The 2376-nt window shown below is 51.9% G+C and carries 4 protein-coding genes; 2 read left to right on the forward strand and 2 right to left on the reverse strand.

Annotation, left to right across the window (positions count from 1 at the left end; all coding sequences use genetic code 11):
- The first annotated feature begins 5 nt into the window (after nucleotides 1-5).
- Complete coding sequence (dmpH, locus tag ABYW01_RS19560) at nucleotides 6-788, forward strand: 2-oxo-3-hexenedioate decarboxylase (protein WP_372836052.1); 783 nt, start codon at nucleotides 6-8, stop codon at nucleotides 786-788.
- An 86-nt stretch (nucleotides 789-874) separates the two neighbouring features.
- Complete coding sequence (locus ABYW01_RS19565) at nucleotides 875-1066, forward strand: 4-oxalocrotonate tautomerase (RefSeq protein ID WP_193952150.1); 192 nt, start codon at nucleotides 875-877, stop codon at nucleotides 1064-1066.
- 98 nt (nucleotides 1067-1164) lie between these two features.
- Here the strand turns inward: ABYW01_RS19565 and ABYW01_RS19570 are convergent, their stop codons facing one another.
- Both ABYW01_RS19570 and ABYW01_RS19575 read right to left on the reverse strand, forming a co-directional pair.
- Entirely contained in the window at nucleotides 1165-1779 is a 615-nt protein-coding gene (locus ABYW01_RS19570; RefSeq protein ID WP_372836050.1) for a glutathione S-transferase family protein, read from the reverse strand.
- Between the two features lie 51 nt (nucleotides 1780-1830).
- The coding region (locus ABYW01_RS19575) for a 2-hydroxychromene-2-carboxylate isomerase (protein ID WP_372836051.1) at nucleotides 1831-2376 on the reverse strand (546 nt) is incomplete at its 5' end.

The raw sequence follows: 2376 nt of genomic DNA on the forward strand, positions 1-2376 counted from the left end.
GCAATCTGACAAAATCACAAATTGAAGAGCTGGCGATCCATCTGGAGAATGCCGAGCTGGAAGCGTACGAAGTCACTAAGATCACCGATGACTTCCCCGATATGACCTACGAAGATGCGTTCGACATTCAGTGGGAGATCCGTCGCCGTAAGGAAGAGCGCGGCAACAAAATCGTCGGCATGAAGATGGGCCTGACATCCTGGGCAAAGATGTCCCAGATGGGTGTTGAACATCCTTGCTATGGTTTCCTGGCCGATTACTTCTCCGTACCTGAAGGCGGTGAAGTGAAGCATGACGAACTGATTCATCCGAAGATTGAAGCGGAGCTGGCAGTTGTCACTAAAGCACCGCTGAAAGGTCCGGGTATCCATATCGGTGACGTACTGCGCGCGACTGATTTTGTGATGCCTGCGATCGAAGTGATCGATTCTCGTTACAAAGACTTCAAGTTTGACCTGAAAAGTGTGATTGCGGATAACTCCTCCTCTTCCCGCTTTATTACCGGTGGCCGTATGGCTGATGTTTCTGATCTGGACCTGAAGAACCTGGGTGTAGTGATGGAGATTAACGGTGAAGTGGTTGAAGTGGGTGCCGGTGCTGCAGTACTGGGGCATCCTGCTGCGTCTGTTGCGATGCTGGCGAATATGCTGGGTGAGCGTGGTGAAGAACTGCCAGCTGGCTCTTTCGTTATGATCGGTGCGATCACGGCGGCAGTGCAGGTCAACAAAGGTGATTCTTTCTGCGTCCGTTATCAGGATCTGGGCACCATCAGCGGTAAGTTCGTCTGATCAGTTTCTGATTAGGGTATGTCGCTGCGCAGGCTCTCGTGGCGGCATATCCGGTCGGAATTGATGCCTTTAAAAGGAGATAAGCTATGCCTATCGTTCAGGTCAATATGATGGAAGGACGTACGGATGAGCAGAAAGAAGCGCTGATTCGTGAAGTGACTGATGCGGTCATTCGTTCGCTTGACGCACCGGAACAGAGTATCCGCGTGATGATCAATGAGATGCCGAAGCAGCACTTTGGTATTGCGGGAAACTCTGCGAAGAAGCTGGGTAAATAGTCTGATCCGAGTTTTCTGAATCCTTAAAAAAGGGGCTGTATTGAACATACAGCCCCTTTTTTATGCGGTAAGTTGGATGAGTGCTCAGGGCAGCAGATTCAGGACAACAGATGTTGGGGTGCGGTTGCCCGATAACTTGGGCGGCTTTTCATACGTTCAAACCATGATCGCAGATTATTGAAGCGTTCAGGGATCTCAACGTCATAGGCCTCTGCCAATCCAAAGCGCGCAGTCAGCGCACACTCTGGTAATGAATAACTGCCCGCAAAAAACGTCTTGTCGCCCAGTTGGCCAGATAAATAGTCCAGGGCCGTTTCGAACTGTGCAATCCCTTGCTCGATACGTTTGTGATCCCAATCAGCTTCAGCGTTGCCGCGCTTTTCGAAGATCACTTCGCGTAAGCCCGCGCCGATTACGCCGTCGCTGTAACTGTTGATCAGACGCGCAGTGACACGTTGAGTCGGGTCCTCAGGCAGTAAGGTTCCGCTGAGATCGTTCAGGTATTCCAGAATAACGTTGGACTCGTAGATGACAACATCGCCGTTGACGAGCACAGGGACTGTTTTTCGGGGTGTCAGAGACTGCCATGTTTCACGGGTTTCCGGCGCCAGTGAGTCGATATGCTCAACCGTCACTCCCTGCTCAAAAAGAGCCAAACGTATTTTCCAGCAAAACGGGCATTCCGGTTTGTCGTACAGGCGTATTGCAGTCATAAATAGCTCCTCAATCAAGTGGGAGAAAATTAGAAGGGATTCACACGTCGGTTAACAACGTGATGCGCGCAGTTCTCGCAACTCATCGAGGACGAAATCGATGCGGTCCTGTCCCCAGAAAATTTGTTCGCCAATCACAAAGGTTGGCACGCCAATCACCCCCAATGTTGCGGCTTCTTCAGCGTTGTGCTCAAGCTGGTCGGCATAGGCGGTGTTATCCAGTGCTGCGGAAAATTCATCGCGATCGAGTCCGATCTGCTCACCGACAGCGAGCAAGACTTGAGGATCGCCAATGTCCTGTCCCTCTGCCCACTCTTTACGCATGACTTCAATAAGATAGGGGCGCAGCAGCCCCTTCTCTTCCGCCAATAAAGACCCAATTCCAGCCAGTGTTGGATCTGTCGTTGGCGGCGGAGGTGTAAGGGGGATGCCCAGACGCTTAGCGAATCGGGCGATGTCCTGACGCGCCAGTGGCATTTTGTTTTTGGCGCGATCCGGAGAGGAGCGCAGGTCCCAGCTGCCCACCGGACGCCAGATTAGGTTGGTGTTGAAATCATCAACGATGGGCCAGAGTGTTTTGCTGGCAAGGTAGCAGTA

The sequence above is a fragment of the Pontibacterium sp. genome, from assembly GCF_041587635.1.
Lineage (GTDB): Bacteria > Pseudomonadota > Gammaproteobacteria > Pseudomonadales > Balneatricaceae > Pontibacterium.